General features: G+C 45.0%; 20 protein-coding genes. 9 read left to right on the forward strand and 11 right to left on the reverse strand.

What is annotated here, in order from left to right; translation table 11 throughout:
- Positions 1 to 43: 43 nt before the first annotated feature.
- The 9 genes from ERX40_RS04990 to ERX40_RS05030 form a co-directional block, all read right to left on the reverse strand.
- Entirely contained in the window at positions 44 to 1246 is a 1203-nt protein-coding gene (locus ERX40_RS04990) for an acetate kinase (protein WP_133417393.1), read from the reverse strand.
- Between the two features lie 74 nt (positions 1247 to 1320).
- Positions 1321 to 2259 carry a class I SAM-dependent methyltransferase gene (locus ERX40_RS04995; RefSeq protein ID WP_208001651.1) on the reverse strand — a complete coding sequence of 313 codons (939 nt, stop codon included), beginning with the start codon at positions 2257 to 2259 and terminating at the stop codon, positions 1321 to 1323.
- Between the two features lie 48 nt (positions 2260 to 2307).
- Positions 2308 to 2805 (reverse strand): thiol peroxidase, encoded by a 498-nt coding sequence (gene tpx, locus ERX40_RS05000; RefSeq protein WP_133417395.1) that lies wholly within the window; start codon positions 2803 to 2805, stop codon positions 2308 to 2310.
- Between the two features lie 52 nt (positions 2806 to 2857).
- On the reverse strand, positions 2858 to 3394 hold the full coding sequence (locus ERX40_RS05005) for an RDD family protein (RefSeq protein ID WP_133417396.1): 537 nt from the start codon (positions 3392 to 3394) through the stop codon (positions 2858 to 2860).
- Positions 3395 to 3399: 5 nt separating this feature from the next.
- Positions 3400 to 4404, reverse strand: coding sequence for a signal peptide peptidase SppA (sppA, locus tag ERX40_RS05010; RefSeq protein WP_133417397.1), 1005 nt, complete (start codon positions 4402 to 4404; stop codon positions 3400 to 3402).
- A 78-nt stretch (positions 4405 to 4482) separates the two neighbouring features.
- The gene (locus ERX40_RS05015; RefSeq protein ID WP_133417398.1) at positions 4483 to 5250 is read right to left on the reverse strand and encodes a TSUP family transporter; all 768 of its coding nucleotides are present in this window, start codon (positions 5248 to 5250) and stop codon (positions 4483 to 4485) included.
- A 112-nt stretch (positions 5251 to 5362) separates the two neighbouring features.
- A complete protein-coding gene (thiI, locus tag ERX40_RS05020) occupies positions 5363 to 6571 on the reverse strand; it encodes a tRNA uracil 4-sulfurtransferase ThiI (RefSeq protein ID WP_133417399.1) in 1209 nt (402 codons plus the stop codon).
- Complete coding sequence (locus tag ERX40_RS05025; protein ID WP_133417400.1) at positions 6568 to 7704, reverse strand: cysteine desulfurase family protein; 1137 nt, start codon at positions 7702 to 7704, stop codon at positions 6568 to 6570. The genes thiI and ERX40_RS05025 overlap by 4 nt, the downstream gene beginning before the upstream one ends.
- A gap of 60 nt (positions 7705 to 7764) precedes the next feature.
- Positions 7765 to 9462 carry a septation ring formation regulator EzrA gene (locus ERX40_RS05030; RefSeq protein ID WP_133417401.1) on the reverse strand — a complete coding sequence of 566 codons (1698 nt, stop codon included), beginning with the start codon at positions 9460 to 9462 and terminating at the stop codon, positions 7765 to 7767.
- Positions 9463 to 9601: 139 nt separating this feature from the next.
- On the opposite strand from ERX40_RS05030, the gene ERX40_RS05035 reads away from it, so the two are divergent.
- The 3 genes from ERX40_RS05035 (at position 9602) to ERX40_RS05045 (ending at position 11424) form a co-directional block, all read left to right on the forward strand.
- Entirely contained in the window at positions 9602 to 10078 is a 477-nt protein-coding gene (locus ERX40_RS05035) for a GAF domain-containing protein (RefSeq protein ID WP_133417402.1), read from the forward strand.
- 224 nt (positions 10079 to 10302) lie between these two features.
- On the forward strand, positions 10303 to 10905 hold the full coding sequence (gene rpsD, locus ERX40_RS05040) for a 30S ribosomal protein S4 (protein WP_133417403.1): 603 nt from the start codon (positions 10303 to 10305) through the stop codon (positions 10903 to 10905).
- Between the two features lie 81 nt (positions 10906 to 10986).
- Positions 10987 to 11424: an OsmC family protein gene (locus ERX40_RS05045; RefSeq protein ID WP_133417404.1), complete on the forward strand. Its 438-nt coding sequence runs from the start codon at positions 10987 to 10989 to the stop codon at positions 11422 to 11424.
- Between the two features lie 34 nt (positions 11425 to 11458).
- Here the strand turns inward: ERX40_RS05045 and hutH are convergent, their stop codons facing one another.
- The gene (gene hutH, locus ERX40_RS05050) at positions 11459 to 12958 is read right to left on the reverse strand and encodes a histidine ammonia-lyase (protein WP_133417405.1); all 1500 of its coding nucleotides are present in this window, start codon (positions 12956 to 12958) and stop codon (positions 11459 to 11461) included.
- 259 nt (positions 12959 to 13217) lie between these two features.
- On the opposite strand from hutH, the gene ERX40_RS05055 reads away from it, so the two are divergent.
- The 3 genes from ERX40_RS05055 (at position 13218) to ERX40_RS05065 (ending at position 15138) form a co-directional block, all read left to right on the forward strand.
- Complete coding sequence (locus tag ERX40_RS05055) at positions 13218 to 14501, forward strand: cation:dicarboxylate symporter family transporter (protein WP_424960722.1); 1284 nt, start codon at positions 13218 to 13220, stop codon at positions 14499 to 14501.
- A 96-nt stretch (positions 14502 to 14597) separates the two neighbouring features.
- Positions 14598 to 14804 (forward strand): hypothetical protein, encoded by a 207-nt coding sequence (locus tag ERX40_RS05060; RefSeq protein WP_133417407.1) that lies wholly within the window; start codon positions 14598 to 14600, stop codon positions 14802 to 14804.
- 115 nt (positions 14805 to 14919) lie between these two features.
- Positions 14920 to 15138, forward strand: a complete 219-nt coding sequence (locus ERX40_RS05065) for a hypothetical protein (RefSeq protein WP_133417408.1) — start codon at positions 14920 to 14922, stop codon at positions 15136 to 15138.
- Positions 15139 to 15168: 30 nt separating this feature from the next.
- On the opposite strand, the gene ERX40_RS05070 is transcribed toward ERX40_RS05065, so the two are convergent.
- The gene (locus ERX40_RS05070) at positions 15169 to 15780 is read right to left on the reverse strand and encodes a lysophospholipid acyltransferase family protein (protein WP_133417409.1); all 612 of its coding nucleotides are present in this window, start codon (positions 15778 to 15780) and stop codon (positions 15169 to 15171) included.
- Between the two features lie 75 nt (positions 15781 to 15855).
- Between ERX40_RS05070 and ERX40_RS05075 the strand changes: the two genes are divergently transcribed.
- The 3 genes from ERX40_RS05075 (at position 15856) to sdaAA (ending at position 18919) form a co-directional block, all read left to right on the forward strand.
- Positions 15856 to 17031, forward strand: coding sequence for a S1C family serine protease (locus ERX40_RS05075; protein ID WP_133417410.1), 1176 nt, complete (start codon positions 15856 to 15858; stop codon positions 17029 to 17031).
- Between the two features lie 298 nt (positions 17032 to 17329).
- Positions 17330 to 18007, forward strand: coding sequence for an L-serine ammonia-lyase, iron-sulfur-dependent subunit beta (sdaAB, locus tag ERX40_RS05080; RefSeq protein ID WP_133417411.1), 678 nt, complete (start codon positions 17330 to 17332; stop codon positions 18005 to 18007).
- A gap of 21 nt (positions 18008 to 18028) precedes the next feature.
- A complete protein-coding gene (gene sdaAA, locus ERX40_RS05085; protein ID WP_133417412.1) occupies positions 18029 to 18919 on the forward strand; it encodes an L-serine ammonia-lyase, iron-sulfur-dependent, subunit alpha in 891 nt (296 codons plus the stop codon).
- Positions 18920 to 18956: the final 37 nt, after the last annotated feature.

Here is an 18956-nt window from a genome sequence, read left to right on the forward strand (position 1 = left end):
AGCCCGAAGTCACAGCTGTGACTTCGGGCTTCTTTTCATTGCATTATGCTTCAATGTGACCAAAGACCATTGTGTCACGAGCAATCATGACTTCTTCTTCAGTAGGGATGACCATTACTTTTACTTTAGAATCTTCTGTATTGATGAATGCTTCTTTACCGCGTAAGCCGTTGTTGAGCTCCGGTGAATATTCAACACCTAAGAATTTGAAGTCTTCCAGGATTCTAGCGCGGATAACGTCAGAGTTCTCACCCACACCTGCTGTGAAGACAATCGCATCTAATCCTTGAAGAACTGTTGTATAGGCACCGATATATTTCTGGATGCGGTCAACATAGATATCCAACGCAAGTTGTGCACGCTCGTTGCCTTCTTCTGCTGCAATTTCAACGTCACGCAGGTCACTTGAAATACCTGTGATCCCTAAAATACCGGACTGTTTATTGAAGACATTCAGAATAATCTCTTCAGCTGATTTGCCTGTTTTCTCCATCGCAAAAGGAACGACTGCAGGATCGATGTCACCTGTACGTGTCCCCATCGTTACACCGGCAAGTGGCGTGAAGCCCATAGAAGTATCGACTGATCTACCACCGTCCACAGCAGTGATAGAAGCACCATTACCGATATGACAAGTGATGATCTTAAGCTCTTCTGCTGGACGATCCATTAATTCAGCTGCACGCTGTGATACATATTTGTGGCTTGTACCGTGTGCGCCGTATTTACGGATACCATATTCTGTATAGTATTCATAAGGAGTACTATATAAGAATGCGGATTCAGGCATCGTTGAATGGAATGACGTATCGAACACGGCAACGTGAGGAATATTCGGTAACATCTTACGGAATGCACGAATACCCATCAGGTTCGGACCGTTATGAAGCGGCGCCAGCTCAATCAGGTCTTCAATCTGTTTTTCTACTTCTTCAGTGACGAGCGCTGAAGTCGGGAACAGGTCGCCCCCTTGAACAACACGGTGGCCAGTGCCATCAAGATCATTGATGTCGTTGATGATACCGTGTTTTTTCATTTCATCCAGCATCATGTTGACCGCTTGTTCATGGCCTTTGATGTCCAGAGTCTGTGTTACTTTTTCGCCGTTCACTGTTATAGTGAAGATAGAATCTTTCATGCCGATTCTTTCCACAAGACCTTTAGTCAGTACTTTTTCTTCCGGCATTTCGAATAACTGGAATTTTAATGAAGAACTACCGGCGTTGATCGCCATAATCTTTTTCATAAATATCCTCCTAGTAAATGATATACATATGCTATTTAACCATTATTACAGCAATTAATCAATGAATATAACAGTTATTTATTTTTTCTGTTTATTTGATACCATTCATTGAATTCATCTAGGAATTTCTTCATGGCTGTGCCATCTTTGAAGTCCGGTATATTTGCGAGTAAAACTTCTACAGGCGCTACTTTCTGTTCAGGTTTTTTCTGCAGAACTAAGATAGATTTCTGAGCACTTTCTGTCTTGAAGAGACTTTTAGGCAGATTAAGAAATGCCTGCATAATCGATTCTGTAGCAATGAAATGCTGCAGCTGTTCCACTCTATCATGCTCGAATAACTGGCTCGGCACGACAAGAAAGCTGAATCCACCAGGCTTAAGTGCCTTGATGCTCTGTTCAATCATCAGATGATGGGAGAAGCTGTGGCCTTCAGTGAAACCTAGCTTCATGTCATGACTGCGTTCATCGACAGGATAATAGCCGACCGGCAGATCACCGACAACAATATCAGCCTCTTCTACAGCAAGCGGCATAATCGCATCCTGCGGGTAAATATCAAACGGCACTTCCAGAAAGTTAGCCAGATGAACACTGACACGTGCGAGCACCGGGTCCACTTCCACTAATGAATGCTGGAACATTTTTTCAGGATTCTGTTCATTGATAGTGGCTGACAGGTGCCCTGTGCCACTGCCGATATCCACTACTGATAGGTTCTGCTGTTCTTCTGTGAACATCTTCACCATATAGCTCACAAAATAACCGATGCTGTCGGGTGTGATCTGGTGGTTCGGCTGTATCATCTCTTCTTTCAGCATGCTTAAATAGGCAAACTGAAAGGCCTTTCTTCTATCTGAGAGTGTACTGCGCTCTAACAGCTCACGGTCATGCATGTAGATAGCTTCAAGACTCAGGCCTAAGTTCTCAATATAACTATGACCATTCTCCTGCTGAAGTTCCTTCGCTTTCCCATCTAGCTTCTTGAATAATGTCTCAATCATCGTTTCCATATTATTTCCTTTCAAATAAAAACTGCCCATTAAGGGCAGTTCAGATTGTTAAAGTGATTTTAAAGCTTCAACTGCTTTGTCGTAGTCCGGATGATCTGTTCCTTCTGGTACGATTTCCATATAAACGACTTTATTATCCGTATCCAGTACGAATACTGAACGTGCGAGTAATCTCAATTCCTCCATTACAACACCGTAGCCTGAACCGAAAGATAATTCTTTATGGTCGCTGAGTGTTACAACATTGTCAAGCCCATTAGCTGCACACCACTTAGACTGGGCAAATGGCAGGTCACATGAAATGGTGATAACAACTGCATTGTCAACGCCAGATGCCTCTTCGTTGAAACGGCGTGTCTGCTGGCTGCACACACCTGTATCGATCGATGGTACCACGCTGATCAGTTTCTTCTTGCCTTCAAAGTCAGCTAAAGTACGAACGCTTAAATCGTTGGCAAGCACTGAGAAGTCAGGTGCTACTGTACCTTCTTTAACTTGTTCGCCAAGTAAAGTAACAGGTGAATTTTTAAATGTAACTTGTGTCATTGATAATTCCTCCTTATGAATAAGTTCCTCTTTAATTTATCACGAATTGAAGTTAAAGCGAATTATTTTGTTTCATACCGGATTCCAGTCTGTCGCGCAGTCGTTCCTGTCTCTCATGAATAACGACCGTGTCGCTGAGCATATCATGTATGCCCTGCTTTTTCGGGTTGAACAGGACAACCAGGTATAGCAGGCTCCACAGAAAGCCGCTGATATAACGTCCGAACCACTCACGTGTCAGCACCTGCAGAAATGTCAGCTTCGCACCAGTAGTCGATACGACTTTAAGTCCCATCAGCATCTTGCCGAGTGTGGCACGGAAGAACCAGGTCATCAGTATGAAATACAGGAAGTAAATCAGTGCGGTCGCCATATTACCGATGCTGAAAATCGGTGCGAGAAAATACTGGCTGAGATCCCAGTTGAATAGGTTTGCCAGCGGATTTAACAGAATGTTCTTCAAGCTGCCGATCACGATGCCATCCACTAAATAAGCGACAAGTCTGGAACCGAAACCTGCATGCGTACTGTTGATGACATCTCGCTCATAACCTTCTAACGACGGGTATATCACTCTTTCATTCATCATCACACCTACTCTCCGTACAGGTACATTGGTGTTGTACCCTGACGTTTAGCTAAAAGCTCCTGAATAGCTGTCAAGTCATCATTCCCCATCATTTTCTGTACGAATGACTGCGCTGCAAATGGATTAGTACTGAAAATAGAATCAGCCGGCGCAAACTCAATGACTTCTGCGTTTTCTGCTTTGATTGCTTTCTTCAGTGCTTTCAGCGCGTCTTCTTCAAGTCCCAGTTCATCAACAAGACCATTTTTCTGTGCCTGTAAGCCTGAATACACACGTCCGTCTGCCAGTTTTCTCACTTTAGCTTCCGGCATATTACGCCCTTCTGAAATCACGTTGACGAACGCATTATAACTCTCATCAACAAGTGACTGCAGAATCCTGCGTTCCTCTGCATCCATCTCTTTTGTCGGACTCATGATATCTTTATGGGCACCACTTTTGATTGTATTGAACTTGACACCGTATTTATCCGCCAGTTCCTTGTAGTTCATGGACTGCATGATGACACCCAGCGAACCTGTCAGCGTTTCTCTTGAGGCGAAGATTTTATCTGCCGGCGCTGAGATATAGTAACCGCCTGACGCCGCAACATTCTTCATATCCACATAGACTTTCTTGCCTGACTTTTTAATCTCTTCTATTTTGTCATGGATCTCTGCACTTTCATAGACGCCACCGCCAGGAGAGTTGACGACCATCAGCATACCTTTGATTGATTGGTCTGCCTTGATCTCTTCAAGTTCCCTCATCATACGTTCATGATTATAAGTCTCGGCCGCGAACATGGTTGGACTGCCAGTATCCTGGATAACCCCATCCACTTCGACACGGGCAATGCGGTTGCTGGCATCGCTGCCTTCAATCGTATTCTGCGAAAGCCTATCCATGTTCATCTGTCCTTCAAGTTCCTTCGTGAAGCTCTCAGTGACATTCGATGTAAATAGAGACGAAGCAACTCCGAGGATCAGCAGTGCAGCTGCAACTAATAAAGCAATAATACGTTTACTCATCTAATCTCCCTTTCCAACATTTAGTATTCTCTTATAATATACCAGAAATGGCGCCCAAGGATAAGCAATAACAGAAGATTATATGAAATGCGTCATGATATAGTCATAGGCATTCTTGCCGATCAGTAGAATCGTCACCGTCATAAAGAGCAGCCTGACATATGATACACCTTTTTTCAGCGCGAACTGACTGCCGGCATAACTCCCTGCTATCATCGATAGTCCCATGACTATACCGACGAAGTAATCCACCTTCCCCATATACATGAAAAGCAGTAAGGCACCGATATTCGAAGCAAAGTTCAGAAACTTCGCATTGCCGGCTGCGCGGAGAAAATCAAAACCGACGAACAATAGGGTAAATAAGAGGAAGCTGCCTGTGCCCCCGCCGATAAAGCCATCATAGAAACCGATCAGCACGAGTATCGTACAGAAGAAGAACATGTGGACGGGTGATAGTTTCTTATATGTCGTCTCTGTTCCCCAGTCTTTTTTTACGAGCGTATAAATCAGCACCACCGATAAGGCAATAATGATGATGGGTTTTAAGAGGGCAGGTGGCAGCACTGTCGCTGTCAGTGCCCCGAATATGGAGGCGATGAAAGACAGTGGAAAGAGCTTGCCCACTATGTTGAAATCAACCTTACCTGAACGGATGAACGAGATTGTTGAGGTGAGCGAGCCGAAGGAGCTTGCGAGCTTATTCGTACCAAGCGCAATCGCCGGATGCATGCCCGTCGCTAGAAGAGCAGGTGTCGAAATCAATCCGCCTCCTCCTACCACTGCATCAATAAAAGCGGCCAGAAAACCGAAGAAGATGATTATCATCAGCATTTGTATATCCATCGCTATCCCCCTTTTCTTCAACTATAGTGGAAGACAAATCAACTGTCTATCATCCTCAGGCATTTAAGTATAACAAAACGAGATGAAATATCATTTCATCCCGCTTAATTTCTTAGAGCAGCTCGCTGAAGCCCTGTACCGCTTCCCGTTCTTTTGTGAGGGTCATAACCTCTGTATTTGCTATCGCTTCCTGGATCATCGTATCGAAATTGTACTTGCTTTCAAATTTCTCCACTTTCTCTAACTTAGGATTGGTCTTCGGATTCTTAGGTGTGAAGATGGTACAGCAATCTTCAAACGGCTTGATCGAGGTCTCAAATGTACCGATGTCTTTCGCCTTCAGGATGATTTCGTCTTTATCCAGTGTCAGGAGGGGTCTGAGGATTGGCATGGATGTCACCGCATTGATGGCATGCATACTGCCGAGCGTCTGACTTGCGACCTGACCGAGGTTCTCGCCGTTGACAATCGCCTGTGCACCGATCTGGTTCGCCACTTGCTCTGCTATTGCCAGCATCATACGCCGTGTTGATGTCATCGTCATATTTTCAGGAATCACTTTGTGGATGGTCTTCTGGATATCAGTGAACGGCACAAGATGAAGTTTGATCTCGCCTGCTGTCTCCGCCATGATACGGGTCAGATCAATCACTTTCTGTTTCGCTTCATCGCTTGTAAAGGGCGGTGAATGAAAATGAATCGCTTCAATCGTCACACCGCGCTTCATCACTTCAATGCCCGCGACCGGTGAATCAATACCCCCTGACAGCATAAGGAGTGTCTTGCCGCCAGTGCCGACAGGAAGCCCCCCTGCCCCTTTAATGACGCGGGAGTAAAGATAGGCGGCATCCCTTCTGATCTCCACCTGGATTCTGTAGTCCGGCTGTCTGACATTGACCTTAAGATGGTCGATGCCGTTCAGTACAGCTCCACCGAGGACCTGCTGCAGTTCAAACGTCTCCATTGGATAGCTCTTATCGGAACGCTTGACATCAATCTTGAATGTCTTTCCTTCTTCGTCTACATCTTGTGCGACGACCACTGCAGCTTCTCTCACTGTCTCGATTTCTTTATCGACACGCATAACCGGGCTGACCGAATGGACACCGAATACCCTGGATACGCGTCTGATCACTTCTTCCACATCAATCTCGTCACTCAGATGGATATACATCCGGTCGCGGTTCGCATGCACCTCATAGCCGATAAGCGGGATGAGCGCATGTTTGATGTTTCCTTTCAGTTTATTCACAAATGTATGACGGTTGCCACTTTTTAACGTCAGTTCACCGTATCTGACTAATAACTGATCATATCTCATTTTTCCAGTAGCTCCTCTACTTCTTCATATATTTCTCTGAATACTTCGTTGAATCTATGAACTTCTTCCGCTGTATTATGTTTTGACAATGAAATTCTGATGCTGCCTGTTATCGCCTTGTCCGGTACATGCAGCGCAGTCAATGTCTCGTTCAATTTCGCACGCTTTGATGAGCAGGCACTCGTTGTAGAGACCATGATATCACGTTTGGAGAATGCGTTGACAATGACTTCACCTTTGACGCCTGTGAATGACAGATTGACGATATGCGGAGCACCGTCATGGTGAGAATTCAGCCGGATGCCCGGAAACTGTTTGACGTAGCGCTCGATCTCTCCTTTCATCTGGTAGAGTCGCGCGCGCTGCATCTCGTAGTCATCAAGCGTCAGACGCATCGCCCGGCTCAAAGCGACGTCTGACGGCACATTGACTGTACCGCTTCTGAAGCCATACTCCTGTCCGCCGCCGAAGACCGTATGCGTAATTGTCTTCAGCTGACTGAAGACGAGAAGGCCCTGTCCTTTCAGGCCGTTGAATTTATGACCGCTTAAACTGAAGCTGTGGACCCCTTCTGTCTGAAGCGGGACTTTACCGAACGACTGCACACAGTCGACATGGAAATGAATCTTCGGATAACCTGCTATTCTCTCTGCCACTTCTGCGACAGGCAGTATCGCGCCCATCACATTATTGACATGCATCATGGCAATAAGAATGACATCAGACGTCAGCAGGCCTTCCAGATGTTCCATATCGAGCTTGCCGTCGTCCTTGAAGCGCATGTACTGTATGATAAAGCCTTCGCCCTCAAGTGCACGCACTGTCTCAAGCACAGAAGGATGTTCAAGTTTTGTCGTGATGATCGTGCGGCCGAACTGTTTTTTGGCACGCGCCATACCTGTCAGAATCAGATTGTTTGATTCTGTCGCACCGCTCGTAAAGACAACGGACTGTTTCTCAAGCTTCAGCAGTTTCCTGATCTGCTCGCGCGCGGATTCCAGCAGTTTGTCTGCTTCAATTCCTTTAGCATGCGGACTCGCTGGGTTGAAGAAATAATTCTCGCTTACTTTATTAAAGGTCTCAAGGACTTCCTTATCAGGCTTTGTTGTTGCGCTGTTATCAAAATAAATCATTATTTCACCTCTCTAAGTCATAAAAAAGAAAAAAGACTTCATAAAGTCTTTTCTCCGGCCTTAATTCATCTGGTTCATTCTTTTTTCAATCTGAGCTGGCGCACCCGGGCTGACCCGTTCAATAGCTGCCTCAGCAATTTCCACGGCACGTTTGTAACGGTTGTTGCTGAAAAGACGTTCTGCTTCGTTCAGATCTTTATTCAGTTCAGCATGATCTTTACGGTAACGGTTGCCGTACTGAATCAGAGCTTCAGCATAAGCCGCCTGGTCAAGCATTGTCAATGCTTCCTGCTCGAAATTATTCATCATTGACAGCACTTTTCTCACTTTATCTCTGACGTGCTCCACATGCATCGGACGCTTATTGAAGAGCTCATGTGCCTCGCGTGTCTCAATATCGATTTCATTCTTCATAATGATGAAGCGTTCAGGGATGCTCGAGAGGTTGGATGCCATCAGCTTACGGAAGACCTCTTCCTTACGGCTCTGAATCTTCAGTGTGTGTGACTGAGCCTCACGCTCATAATCACGCAGCGATGTCAGATGGTGCTGAATCTTCTCCTGATTCATATTGATGACACTGACGTGATCTTTGATATAAGTGAGATTATCCTCAACTTCAGAATATCGTACAGCCGACTTCGACATCTCGCTTAAAATCTCATCATAGACCGCTATCAGACTCTGAATCTCATTGTCATACTGACGGACATTCTGGATGTCCTCTTCATCGATATAATAGTTCTCACGCACATATTCAATCTCAGTACGGAGCGTGTAGTTCATATCCTTCGCATAGAAGAGTTCATCTGTGATCAGTTCCTTCGACTTCTCGACATTGTTCTTCGCTCTGACTTCGATCTCGACCAGTTCAAGCATCTCGTCAAGTGTTCCGTTGATACTGCCGATGATCTCTTCAGCTTCGTCCAGCTGCAGTCTCGCAATCAATGGTTCTACGAGGTTGAGCTTTCCTTTTAGTGTCTGGAGATTGCTGTCGACCTTCACATGGTCCAGATTATAGCCTTCCACTTTTAAATCACGGCAGCCGAAACGGATCTCCTGGAACTGACCTGGCAGCTCCTTCTGGACATCACGAATCAGCAGCGGAATCTCGTCCATATCTGATTTAAGACGCGTCATCTGCTCGTGCACCTCGTTGACTTTATAGTGCGCAGATTCATAGTTTCCCTCACGCGTGAACTGTTCATATTCCTGCAGAGCCGGAAGGAAGCGTTCAATATTCTCTTCAAGCGGACGGGCCGCATCGCCGTACTGATGACGGTTAGCCAGCACATCCCGTTTAGCTTCGCGGTAGATGGTGCGGCATTCCTCGTACTTCACGCGGTCATCCTTCGCCCGTCTGACGTAGTCATCAATCTGAGCCGACAGCTGCTGGTACCTGCTCTCAGCATCATCAAGTACGTGATGACTCTGATCAATATGTTCGCTGCTTTCCTTGAACCTGAAGCGGTCCAGTGCCTCGTCCGCTTCATTGATATGGACCTCACTCGTCTCCAGGTCCTCCTTCAGGATTTTCTGCCAGCTGTATCTCCAGTCCTCAAACTTCATCTTTGCTTCACCTTTAAGCTGGAGATCCTTCACTTTAACAAGTTCATCCTGAAAAGGCAGTGCTTTGATTTCATCTTTCCGTAGTTCCACTTGCTCAACAGCCGTACGTCTTTGATTTCTTAAATAGAACATGACGCCGACAGCTATCAGAATCAATACGATTATTAATACGGTCACATATATTATCAACGTTATTCCCTCCAACTTATTCTTTAATAGTATAACGTAAAAAAGGAGGGTAAAAAACTATTTTATTGTGAAAACTTGAGCGAATGCTTAAAATATAGTACAGTACTTATTTTCAGATAATACGATATGAGGTGATCCTATGTTTCAACCTGGACAGATAAAAGATTACAATGCCCTGAATACAGCGCTTGACCACCTGCTTGCAGGCGAGAACGACCGTATCAGCCACCTGGCTAACGCTTCAAGTCTACTGAACTACTTCCTGGACGACGTCAACTGGGTGGGATTCTATACAATGAAGAACGACCAGTTACAGCTCGGCCCCTTTCAGGGACTGCCGGCATGTGTCACTATACCAGTCGGACGCGGCGTCTGCGGGACTGCGGTCAGCGAGAATAAGACCATGGTTGTTGCTGATGTCCATGCCTTTCCGGGGCATATTGCGTGCGATGCCAACTCAAAATCTGAAATAGTCGTCCCCCTCACGGTGAACGGTGAGATCTACGGTGTACTGGATATCGACGCTCCGATCACAGAACGTTTCAATACCGATGACCAGGCTGGCCTGGAAGCATTTGCTGCGATTCTGGAGAAACATCTGGAGATGGCTGAGTAAGTTGTTCGAAAAACGTTGACATCGTGATTTATTCTCTATATAATGAATGAATGTGAATAAACGAGAGTAGCAGATAAATATTAAGGTGCTCTATGGTATCCCCTTAGTTGGCGTGCTGTGTAACCAAAGCTAACAGGCGAAGGCACGGAAAGATACTATATCTCACTTAAGCATTTATCATATTTTTGTTTTTCGCGAAAAAAACAAAAAGGAGGAGTCAACTTATGGCTCGATTTACAGGTTCAACTTGGAAAAAATCTCGTCGTTTAGGTATCTCATTAAGCGGCACTGGTAAGGAACTCGAAAGACGTCCTTACGCACCAGGACAACACGGTCCTAACCAACGTAAAAAAATGTCTGAATACGGTCTTCAGTTACAGGAGAAACAAAAATTACGTTACATGTACGGTATCAACGAACGTCAGTTCCGTACTACATTTGACCGCGCAGCAAAAATCAAAGGTATCCACGGTGCTAACTTTATGGCACTCCTTGCATCACGTTTAGATGCAGTTGTTTACCAATTAGGTTTAGCTCGTACACGTCGTCAAGCACGTCAGTTAGTTAACCACGGACATATCTTAGTAGACGGTAAACGTGTAGATATCCCTTCATACTCTTTAAAAGCAGGTCAAGTGATTTCAGTGCGTGAAAAATCACAGAAATTAGATATCATCGCTGAATCAGTTGAATTATCTAACCACGTACCAGAATACTTGACATTCGATGCCGACAAATTAGAAGGTACATTCGTACGTACACCAGAACGTTCAGAATTATCTGCTGAAATCAATGAACAGTTAATCGTTGAGTATTACTCAAGATAACAATATTGACAACCTTAAGTGCGCTTAAGGTTGTTTTTTTATGCCACTTTTGTTTTGATTAGAGAATAGGGAGTGATCAATATGAAACATCATTTTACAGGTGAAGCTTCGTTCAAAGGCGGCTACGGAGATTTCGGCACCTTAAGAACCCAAAATATGCAGACAGATATTTCTATCCCTGCTTCCATGGGGGGCGTTGAAATGGGGACGAATCCGGATGAGATGCTACTCGGTGCCGCGACGACCTGTTTTATCATCTCACTGTCAGTGTTATGTGAGCGAAGCGGCATTCCGCTGACTGACCTGAAAGTGAATTCCAGCGCGATTGTCGACAGAACGGACGGCATCCTGACCTACGAGGCGATTGACTATATCGTCCATATTCAGACCGATGCCCCAGATAGTAAGCATAAGCTCATTAACCGTCTTGTCCATAAGGCTGAAGAGAGCTGTATGATCACACGTGCATTAAAAGGCAATGTGACTGTCGTAGTCAAAGAGGTTCATATCAATGAATAGAAAGAAGCCCATATCTCATGATACGGGCTTCTTTCTATTGATACGCCTGCTCTTTTAAGTAGTCAGCGACGTTCTTGATATCGATATGGAACTGTCTGTCCTCGGTGATTGAAGGAACGATCTGTCGCAGTTCGTCATATTTCTCCCTTGTCTTCGGCGATAGTTTGTCTATACCTTTATATTCAGCTGCCTGCAGCGCGATGACCGCTTCTATTGCGATGACGTTACGTACATTCTCGAGTATCTGGTAACCGTGTCTTGATGCGATGGTGCCCATTGAGACATGGTCTTCCTGGTTGGCTGATGACGGGATGGAATCCACACTCGCCGGATGCGCGAGTGTCTTGTTCTCAGATACAAGACTCGCTGCAGCATACTGCATGATCATCGCCCCGCTCTGGAGTCCCGGTTCCGGACTCAGGAAGGGTGGCAGATCACCGTTCAGCTGCGGGTTCACGAGGCGTTCTATGCGTCGTTCCGCAACGTTCGCCAGTTCGCTCATCCCGATCTTCAGGAAATCGAGTGCAAAGGCAATCGGCTGTCCGTGGAAGTTCCCCCCTGAGATGACGAGTGTCTCGTCCCCTTCCTCGAAGATCAGCGGATTATCGGTCGCTGCATTCATCTCGAACTCAAGCTTTTCACGCACATAGTTGAAGACCTGGAAGCTCGCGCCGTGTATCTGCGGGATACAGCGCAGCGAATACGCATCCTGGACACGAATCTCACCCTGTCTCGTCGTCAGCTGCGAGCCATCCAGCCAGTCAAGCATACGTGCTGCGACTTCCACCTGCTCCTTGAAGTTACGCGCTTCGTGCACGTGACGGTCATAAGCATCCGTGATTCCGTTCAGTGACTGATGCGTGAGTGCTGCGACCCATTCCGCGGCGTAGCCGATACTCTCCGCTTCGATATAGCTGATGATCCCCTGTGCTGTCATCGGCTGTGTACCATTGATCAGTGCCAGTCCTTCTTTCGCCTGCAGCTGCACAGCCGGACGGTTCAGTTCCTTAAGGACATCCTGACTGTCCCGTTCCTCGTCCTTATAGTATACACGTCCTTCTCCGATCAATGCGAGTGCCAGATGTGATAACGGTGCGAGGTCTCCTGATGCGCCGAGTGACCCCTGGGACGGTACGACCGGTATAATGCGTTCATTGATGAAGAACTCAAGCTGCCTTACCAGTTCTTCTGTGGCCCCGGAATGGCCTTTCAGCAGTGTATTCAGTCTTAAGATCATCATCACTAAAGCCACATTCTGCTCAAAAGGTCTTCCCATACCACATGCATGCGAACGGATCAGATTGACCTGCAGCTGATTATACTGATTCTTCTCGATCAGCACATCGCTGAAAAGACCGAACCCGGTCGTAATCCCATAGACTGTCTCCTGATTACTGATGATACGCTCGACGATAGCCCGACTTTTCCTCACACGCACCATCGCTTCTTCAGCTATCTCCACTTCCCCTTGCTGCGCTAAGAAATATTTAATATCCTCAATCGTCAGTTGCTGACCCGTCAGTAAAATTTTCATTGATTATTTCCCCTTTTTATTCTTATTCTATAAAAAGTATACGCTTTCATCTTTATTTTAACAATGAATTATCAGAAAATTCTATCCTATTATCAGTGTAATTCATTAACGGATTGCAGTATTCTTTTAATCTGTTTCTTCCTATTTAAAGAGAAGCATATCAGTTATAATGACAGCGTTCTATTATTCCATTGACTTTAAAGCATAAAAGCACTAAAATTTATTAATATTATTGAAATGAGGGATTCACTTGGAACCTATCAAGAAAAAGAGAATAGGCATCAGCCTGCCTACACAGATTCTACTGGCACTAGTGCTGGGTATCATCGTTGGTGTTCTTCTCTATGGTCATGATGATTTAAAGAACTATATACAGCCTTTCGGTGATGTCTTCCTGCACTTGATCAAGATGATCGTTGTGCCCATTGTCTTCTGTTCACTCGCTATCTCTATCGCTGGTGCCGGCGATATGAAGACGGTGGGTCGATATGGCTGGAAAACATTGCTTTACTTCGAAATCATCACAACGATTGCCATCGGACTCGGCATTATTTTTGCCAACGTGTTCAAACCGGGTACAGGTATTGATCCTACTAGACTGCCGAAAGGTGATGTGTCGAAATATACGACAAATGCTGAAGCAGCAACGCATTCTACTTACGGTAACCATATGATCGATACCATCGTCGGCATTATTCCAACGAACATCATTGATTCTATGGCGCAAGGTCAGCTGCTGCCCGTCATCTTCTTCTCCGTCTTCTTCGGACTCGGGATTGCAGCAGTCGGCAAACGTGCAGAACCTGTTAAGCTTGTGCTGGAAGGTGTACTGGATGTCATCTTCTGGATGACGAACCAGATCATGAAATATGCGCCGATCGGTGTATTCGCTTTTATGGCTGTCACTGTCATGACCTTTGGTGTCAGCGCCCTCGTGCCTCTGCTTAAACTGGCGCTGGTCGTCATCGGCTCCATGATCTTCTTTATCCTGGTTGTTTTAGGCGGCGTTGCAGCTATCTGTAAGATCAATATCTTCCATCTGCTACGCATCCTGAAAGATGAATTAGTGCTTGCATTCTCTACTTCAAGTTCAGAGACCGTTCTACCGGTCATCATGGATAAAATGGAGAAATTCGGTGCACCGAAGGAAATCGTCTCATTTGTCGTTCCGACGGGCTATACGTTCAACCTCGATGGTTCAGCACTCTATCAGTCTATCGCTGCCCTGTTCATCGCACAGATGTATGGTGTTCATCTTTCGCTGACCGAGCAGCTGATTCTGCTGGTCACACTGATGCTGACGTCCAAAGGGATGGCAGCAGTACCTGGTACTTCAATCGTCGTACTGATCACGACCCTCTCAGCAATGGGTCTTCATCCTGAAGGTCTCGCACTTATCATTGGTATCGACCGTATCCTTGATATGTCCCGTACAGTCGTCAACGTGGTCGGCAATGCTTTATCCACGCTTGTCATAGCCAGATGGGAAAACCGCCTTGATTACGACAAGGGACGCCGATATTATGAGTCATATGTAAAATAAAAATTGACAAAAACATCGATGTTAACAAATAATAGTATATTTTATCCCTTATATGCTATATAATGAACTTACTATATTAATTAAGGGTGATAAAATTTGAGACACCTTCATAATCTATTCAACGGCAAGTTAACTGCATATCAGATTGCCACTGCCACTGATATCGATATTCATCATATAGAATCAGTTATGGAGGGTTCGATGGCATTGGATGCTATGGCTGAAGAAGACTTCAGAAAACTCGCAGAGCTTGAAGAAGATCTGTTCACATCGATAGCAAATAAAAATGAGACAAGCGCTTAGGCGCTTGTCTTATTTTTTTAACTGTATGTTAATATATTCACGAAAAAGGTTTATTGTTAACTTATAACGGCTATAATAAATTACCATCAAAATTACGGATAAGGAGGTCCTTCTGATGCCAGCCATACTACTGAAAGCATCATTGCCTACTTTGTTGAATCAGAGTATCCAATTTCAACTTTTACAAGATGAATCGGAAAAAGAAACGTTCATCGCTCACTATAGAACACATTCAAAAAAAGCAGCCAAACAGACCAATCGTCCGCACGTGTGTACCTTGGAATTTATTTATCCGGATGAATATACTGAAACGATCGTCATGAAAGCAGAATAAAACGACGGATGAGCGCACTCATTCGCCGTTTTATTTTTCTGTTATTTTCTTTTCCAGCGCTTCACTCATCATTTTCATTCTCGCATCGACATCGCGTGTAATAGCGGCAATCGCCTCTGCTTTTGACATGTCGTAATCGTTCGGGTCAATGGAGGGACTGAACTGAATAACGGCCTTCTCTTTCCCGAAGAGAAGGGAGCTGAAGGACAGAGGACCCTGATAGACTGCCGGTACAATCTGTTTCTTACTCAGTACCGCGATCGTGGCAGCGCCTTTCTTGATCGGTGCGCCTTCGTTGCGGGAACCGGAAGGAAACATTCCTACCGTTTTATTCTCCTTCAGAAGTTTGACTGGCGTTTTTAACGTAGAAGGTCCAGGATTCTCACGATTGACAGGAAAAGCACCGACACTTGAAAAGAACCCGTTCATAAATTTATTCTTGAACAACTCTTTCTTGGCCATATAGTTAACTTCCTGCGGATAAACTGCCAGTGCCAGAATAACGATCTCAACCATACTTCTATGTGTACACGTCAGTATATACCCTGGCTCCTTCGGCAGATATTTTTTATCAATCACTTTCAGCTTTCTTCTGATAACGACGATAATTAAATAGAGCAGTGAAGCAAAAAATTTATACATTGAAATCTCCCTTTTTCATGAAATTTTCATTATTATCTGTTATTAATATATAATAACATAATTCAGGAGGCTACTATGAATCCCCATACAGAAAATCATACCGACAATCATAGAGAAGACAGATACATTGTACATGAGAAACCAAAGTTCCTGCCTCTTCTGCTGGCAGGTGTCCTCGGTTCTGCGCTGACTCTGGGCGCTGACTATTTCATCGATTCAAATAATGATGTGAAACCAGTCCCCGATAATACACAGACTACTAACAGTACACCAGAAGCAGTTGAAACGAATAATCTGCCGGATATGCTGGAGCAGGTCTCCCCTGCTATTGTAGGCGTCGTCAATATGCAGAAGACAAAAGGCATCTTTCCGGATATAACTAACGCTGAAGAAGCTGCAGGTACCGGTTCAGGCGTCATCTATCAGGCTGACGACCAGGCTTCATACATCGTGACGAACAACCATGTCGTTGAAGGCGCAAATGATATCACAGTGCAGCTATCCACAGGCAAGAAAGTGGAGGCTGAACTGCTCGGTACAGATGCCCTGACTGATATTGCCGTGCTAAAAATTAAAGGCGACTTCAATATTGAACCCCTTAAATTCGCTGATTCCAATCAAGTACGAACGGGAGATGCCGTCTATGCAATCGGGAATCCCCTCGGCCTTGATCTGTCGAACAGTGTGACGAAGGGGATTGTCAGCGCCAAAGAACGGACGATGACCGTCTCGACCTCAGCCGGTCAGTCATCTGTCAAAGCAATCCAGACAGATGCTGCCATCAATCCAGGTAATTCCGGTGGCGCGCTCATCAATACGGCCGGTCAGCTGATTGGTATCAACTCGATGAAAATCGCAGCAGCGGAAGTGGAAGGTATCGGCTTTGCGATTCCTGCTAACGATGCTGAGACCGTGATTTCAGAGATTGTCAAGCACGGCAAAGTGATTCGTCCTTATATGGGCCTTGCTATCGTGTCCTATGATTCAATTCCTCCTCAGTACAGAGATGAACTGAACGCTGATCGGCCAGGCGTTGTAGTGGTCCAGACGGATGAATATGCAGGAAAGACTATCAGAAAAGGCGATTTGATCACAGCTGTCGATGGTAAAAAAATCACCTCTGACAGCGAACTGAAAAGTTATCTCTACCGCAATAAAAAAGCAGGAGATACATTGAAATTCACTATTATCCGCGATAAGAAAGAGATGGAAGTCTCACTTATACTGCGCGACGATGAAAATATGAGATAATATGAAATGGCTCTCTGAAGTGCACAGAGAGCTTTTTTATTTGAAAGTTTCAATTGACCGAATAATAAGTTTACATTCATTGTTTATTAACAATTTTTATTTTGACTTAAGTGTTTATTTAAAATATGCTTAGGTCATATTAAATATGTGAATTCGCTTACAAAGTCTTATCATGCATGTTAAAGTTATGTTATCATCATATAGGTCGCATGATAAGCAGACTAGTTAGTATTAATCTATTTACTTAGTATAATTAAAGAATATTCATAGACATTAAAAACTACCGGAGGTTAACATTATGGCAAGAACTGCAGACTATAGAAGTGCATTCGACGTTATCGGACCAATCATGGTGGGTCCATCAAGTTCACATACAGCGGGTGCTGTAAGAATCGGTTCAGCTGCCCGTACAGTACTAGGAGCAGAACCAGAAAAAATTCATATTTCATACTATGAATCATTTGCAGAGACTCATCTCGGTCATGGGACAGACCTTGCGATTATCGCAGGTTTACTCGATTTCGAAACTGAAGATCCACGCATCAAAAATTCTATCGAGATCGCTAAAGAAAAAGGGATTGAGATTGAATTCGTCGAAGAAACGGGTACGAGTATCGGAGATCACCCTAACACAGCACTCGTCAAACTGGACGCTGGCAGCAAACATGTAGAAGTACTCGGCAACTCGATTGGTGGCGGAACCATTAAATTACGCAGTATTCACATCAACGGCGCTTGTGTGGTGATGAACCACACACTTCCTTTACTTGTTCTATATGGTAACAGCGAAATGTCTGAATTCAATGACTGTATTGCCAGAATGTATGATCTGGGTGTTAAAATCAATGAAGAGATCAAATCCAGTCTGAATGATTATCATATTATTGCTATACAGCTTTATAAACCTATCAAGAACGAAGCATACGAGACAATCAGAAACGAATACCCGAATATCGAATTTTCGAATATAGTCTAGAATAATCAGGAGGATATATCAATGTTTAAATCGATTAAAGAAGTAGTCAATCACGCCAGCGAAACCAATCAGTCGTTAGCTGAGATTATGATTACAATGGAAATGGAAACCTCTGACATGACACGTGAAGAGGTCCGTACCAAAATGCTTAAAAACCTCCAGGTCATGAAGGATGCTGTTAAACGCGGTTCTACTGGTGAAGGCGTTAAATCTGTTACAGGCTTAACAGGTCAGGATGCGATCAGAATGCAGAAATACCGTGAAAAAGGTCAGTCATTATCAGGCGATGCCGTTGCACTTGCAGTTCAGGGGGCAATCGCAACGAATGAAGTCAATGCAGCGATGGGTCTGATCTGTGCAACACCGACAGCTGGCTCTTCAGGCACTATTCCCGGCGTACTGACTTCATTGGAAGATAAATTCAATCTGACAGATGACCAGCAGGTTGATTTCCTATTCGCAGCAGCACTGTGCGGTCTTGTTATTGCCAATAATGCCAGCGTATCAGGCGCTATGGGGGGTTGCCAGGCTGAGGTAGGTAGTGCCTCTGCTATCGCTGCTGCTGCTGCTGTATCTGTCTTCGGTGGTAAACCGGAACAATCAGCTCATGCCATCGCATTTGCTCTAGGCAACTTGCTCGGTCTGGTCTGTGATCCTGTTGCCGGGCTTGTGGAGATTCCATGTGTCATGCGTAACACTGTCGGCGCAGGTAATGCACTGATCGCAGCTGACCTCGCGCTTGCAGGAATTGAATGTAAAATCCCTGCGGACGAAGTCATTGAAGCGATGGATAAAGTAGGTCGCAACTTACCGCGTGAACTTCGTGAGACAGGGCTTGGCGGTATTGCCGGTACGCCTACAGGTGAAGCGATCAAAGCAAAAATCTTCGGCTCACAGCACGCTTTCGGCTAGAAAGAGTGATGAACATAAAAAACACGCTCAGCTTCTC

The organism is Macrococcus carouselicus (genome assembly GCF_004359515.1).
Taxonomy (GTDB): Bacteria; Bacillota; Bacilli; order Staphylococcales; family Staphylococcaceae; genus Macrococcus; species Macrococcus carouselicus.